The sequence below is a fragment of the Achromobacter sp. 1011791174 genome, from assembly GCF_059760925.1.
Window position 1 is genome coordinate 1 of the sequence record NZ_JCBANH010000176.1, and the last position, 4,489, is coordinate 4,489.

The 4,489-nt window shown below is 49.0% G+C and carries 2 protein-coding genes; both read left to right on the top strand.

All coding sequences use genetic code 11. The features are described 5' to 3' along the window. Nucleotides 1-561: 561 nt before the first annotated feature. On the top strand, nt 562-3,228 hold the full coding sequence (locus tag AC6LJ5_RS29925) for an AAA family ATPase (RefSeq protein ID WP_498142409.1): 2,667 nt from the start codon (nt 562-564) through the stop codon (nt 3,226-3,228). A gap of 461 nt (nt 3,229-3,689) precedes the next feature. Then, the coding region (locus AC6LJ5_RS29930) for a DUF4062 domain-containing protein (protein ID WP_498142410.1) at nt 3,690-4,489 on the top strand (800 nt) is incomplete at its 3' end.

The window sequence follows — 4,489 nt, forward strand, 5'->3', positions numbered from 1 at the left end:
GTTCTTCCGTAAATCGTTTCTTCATTGCCGTTCCTTTGTGAACGGACTCTACATCGATTTCGTACTAACCACAGGGAGCAGGTCAGCTGGGCCACGCCGGACGATCCGGAGCATGGCGTTGTTCGGCTCGCTGATCTTCGGAAGATCGAACGGACTTGCCAGGGGATTTGGGCGATAAGCAGGATTGTTGGGAATAGTACGAACGAGCCAGATAGCACTGGAACTCAACCGCTGGATCCTTGAATTGTGTCCAATTTGCTGGGCGGGATTGAGAGTCTTTGCGATTACGTTGGGGATGTTGTGGGGGCTGCGCTTGATGAGCCGCTACGGGAACCCCAATTCCCGGAGGACAAAAAGCCAATTCATTGAACGACTTGACATGGGCGGGCCTGCATCAAAGTTGCACCGACTCGCCATGCAAGGATGTCAAAATCGAATAGGAAGATGCCTATTTGTATTGAGGCAGTATTCACCTGAAACCAGACCTGTCATTATTCTCGTAACAGCAAGCGTCTATTACAGTACGCTAGCCGTATATATCGCTATTCGAAGGAAGAGGATATGGCATCTGCTAAACAGGATCTCGAACGCTTCGTACGATGGCTCTATCAGCCAGATAGACAAGTTCCAGGCGACGTGCGCCGCCTAGCCACTTTGGCCCTTGCCAACTTTGATGAATTGGCCGAAACCTCGCGACAACGAAGCCAGCGCTCCTCCTTTCTCGTCAGTCTAATGCGGCGAGAATTTCATAGTACGGTAGAAGCAACTCCAGCCGACACTGCTGAAGCAAGTGTCGGAACCTGGCCATGGGTCAAGTTACGCCACCTTACACTCGGCCCTTTTCGGGGATTCCGACTACCAGAGTCTTTCGACCTAACGAAGCAGATTATCCTTTTCTACGGCCCCAATGGCAGTGGAAAAACCAGTCTATGCGAAGGACTGGAGTATGCCCTTCTTGGAGATGTCGAAGAGGCTGGAAGCAAACGCATTGCCGCCAAGACGTATCTGGAAAATGTGCACGACAGACGCTTCGAAGCCCCTATCCTGAAGGCAACGGATCAACAAGGACGTGAGGTTAGCGTTGTCGCCGATCTCGACACCTATCGCTTCTGCTTCATAGAAAAAAACCGAATCGACGCATTCTCAAGAATCGCTGCCCGACCCAATGCTCAACGAGCCGAACTGATTGCCACGCTCTTTGGCATGGACCAGTTCAATGAATTTGTAAGCCACTTCAACGAGAGCATAGACGGACAGCTTATCCTAGTCAGCGAACAACAAAATGCCTTGACGACTCGCCGGCACGCGTTAGTAGCAGATCAAGCAACCGTTGATGGCGAAGCTGCCTCCCTGCAAGTACTGGAACAAGAAGAATCTTCTCTAGCGAATGAATACGCAGCTGATCTCACATACCAAGCTCTGAAGGGCTTGATCGGTTCCGCAGAGGCACCGAGCCGCCTTCAAGAGCTTGATGAAATTCTGGGAACTCTTCCGCCAAGTATTCTTGGCATCACACGCCAAGGCCTCAAGGACGCATTCTCCGAAGCACATCAATGTGCCCAAGAACTTGATGTGATCATTAATTCTCTACGCGCCAAAAGTGACCAAGTTTCCTTCAGGTCACTCTACAATTCCGTTCTCGCCTTGCATCAAACTGTCGGAGATCGCTGTCCTGCATGCGACACACCACTGACCGGCGACCTTCATGTCACCACAGATCCATTTAGGAAAGCGGCTGACGGCTTGCAGCAGCTTGAAGAGCTGGGGGTCCTTCAAGATAAGCAGCAGACCATTGAGGTAAAACTTGGCCAAGCATCTCGCACGTTGCGGCAGATGTTCACGCCCATCTGCGCATTCGTAGCTGCAAATCAAGAAGAGAGAACAGCAACCGGTCGTTGGGTCCTGCAGCTACCAGAGGAACCTGCCGGTCGTTGGTGGAACGACATCTACCCCCAGGCGCCTGCCGGTCTGCGCGACATACCGTCGCTAGAGGAGATTCTCGTTTTTGTAGATCGCATGGCAGCCCTCGACGAGGCGTCCAGGAAGGCTCAGAAGGATCGACAACCGCACCTCAATGAGCGTAGGCGACTCAACGAGTTTCAGCTAAAAGTTCAAGCGCAAGATCTTAAGCGACAACAACTACAAGCAGATATCAAAACAGCACGTAGCCGCATCAAAGCCTTCGACGAAACAAATGCTAGATTGATCGCGCAAGCTGAGCAGGAAAAGCTAGATATCGTCCGTGACTCGCCGTACAAGACTGCCTATGACAGATTTCTCGGCGCCTTGAGGTTTTACAAAAATCAACTCCCCGGTCAGCTAATGGCTGGCCTGAACGACGCTGCCAGAGATCTCTATAACGCCTTCAATCGCAATGACCGCGAAGAGGATAAGCTATCAGCGCTGTATTTGCCGTTAAACAGTGACGAAAAGATCGAAATCAGCTTCCTGAGAAAGCCAAGTATTCGCGTGGATGCTCTCCATGTACTTAGCGAAGGACATATCCGCTGTCTCGGCCTAGCAATCCTAATGGCCAAGGCAAAGAGCATCGACTGCCCAGTTATCGTCTTCGATGATGCCATCAATGCAATCGACCATGACCACAGGGGTGGAATCCGAGAAGTGATTTTTGAAAGCGACCACTTCGCTCAAACCCAATTGATCGTCACCTGTCACAGCAATGAGTTTATAAAAGACATCCAACAGCATCTACCCGCTCAGCGTAGAAATGGGTGCCAGGTTTACCTATTCCGACATCACGATGGTAACTATCAGCCCAGAGTGACCGGCAACATGCCGAGTGCGAACTACATTGCCAAAGCCAGGACAGCGAGGGAAGCATTGAACGACCGAGAAGCGCTGGCTGCGTCACGCCAAGCCTTGGAGCTGCTAGGGGAGAGAACTTGGCGCTGGCTTGGAAGTCATGATCAGGGCGTATTGAATCTCATGCTGCCTGGTGTCGGCGCCGAGCCGGTGTTGAGAAATCTATGCGAAGCATTGGTCAAGAAATTGCGAGATGCCCAGACCTTCAACCACGCTAACAAGGAACCTCTTCTTTCTGCATATGGCCGCATCTTGGGTATTCCAGTCAACAACCTTATCTGGACCTATCTCAACAAAGGCACTCATGAGGAGGCGGACCGAGATGACTTTGACGGCGAGCTCGTGGAATCCGTTGTTCAAACTCTTGAGGAACTGGACCGCCTCGATCTGCGAGGCGGGCGCTAGCAAGCATTGTTCTCGCTTAATCTCGACTGAGTCCATCGACTCAAAGGTGGGAATGAGACAGCCCCCCCTCGGATGCATGAGGACACCCATCTTTCACAAGCGAATCATGTTGCGTAAAATCATCAATGCCCGAGATGATTTTCCGTCCGATGTCGCGGCAAAGTTGATATAGCTAGCGCTTCCCAACGTACTATCTAAAACCGTTCGACTGTCCTTTCGACTAGGAATCAGCGACGAACGCCCCCTGTTCAACTAACAGCTTACGCAGAAATGCAATCATCTTGCCCTCAACATCTCGGCACTAAAGATACAGATTAACATCTCAGTATAAAATAATACAAAAATTTCTCCAAAAAACCAAATTTAATTTAATATTTCCCACCATAAAAATTAATAAAAATATTTTCACAAGTACCGATAAAACAGCAACATCACCAACCATCTATTATTTTTATGTAAAAATGGAAAAACGATATCAAGTATTTGTTAGCTCAACGTATATTGATTTAAAAGATGAAAGAACAGAAGTAATGCGCGCACTATTGGAACTGGACTGCATACCTTCAGGAATGGAGTACTTTCCAGCCACAAATGATGATCAATGGTCATTCATACAAGACTTAATCGACCAATGCGATTACTACATAGTCGTAATAGGATCACGTTATGGATCAATGTCCTCAGACGGACTGAGCTTCACCGAGAAAGAATATAGATACGCAATCGAAAAAGGGATACCAGTAATTGGCTTCACCCACTCAACACCTGACACCATTCCTCAAGGAAAATCAGAATCGGATCCTGAGGGACGTCGAAAACTGAGTGAATTTCGAGCGCTTGTAAAATCAAAACTCTGCAAAGAGTGGGCATCCCCTGCTGAACTGGGCGCAGTCGTTAGCCGAAGCCTAACCCAGTTAATTAAGCGCAACCCTCGCCCCGGATGGGTTCGCTCCGATCAACTCGCAAGCAATGAAGCCAATGAAGAAATTCTGCGTCTCAGACAAACATTAGACCGCAGAGATGAGGAAATCAGCAAATATAAAGCAGAGAAAGATGCATCAATAGAATTTTTAGCACAAGGCGACGATCAAATTGAGGTTAGTTTCATGTTTACCGTTTCCGACCTCTCACTTCCTTATCATGAGCGCAACCAACGCTACCCGGGAAAAAGAATACTTACCTGGAACGAAATACTAAAATCTTTCTCTCCCGACCTCCTAAGCCCAGGAAAAGTAAACGGCATACGATATAGTATCAACAG

Excerpts from the sequence above, each read along its gene's own strand:
- AC6LJ5_RS29925 (WP_498142409.1), top strand. The coding sequence starts at position 562 with ATGGCATCTGCTAAACAGGATCTCGAACGCTTCGTACGATGGCTCTAT.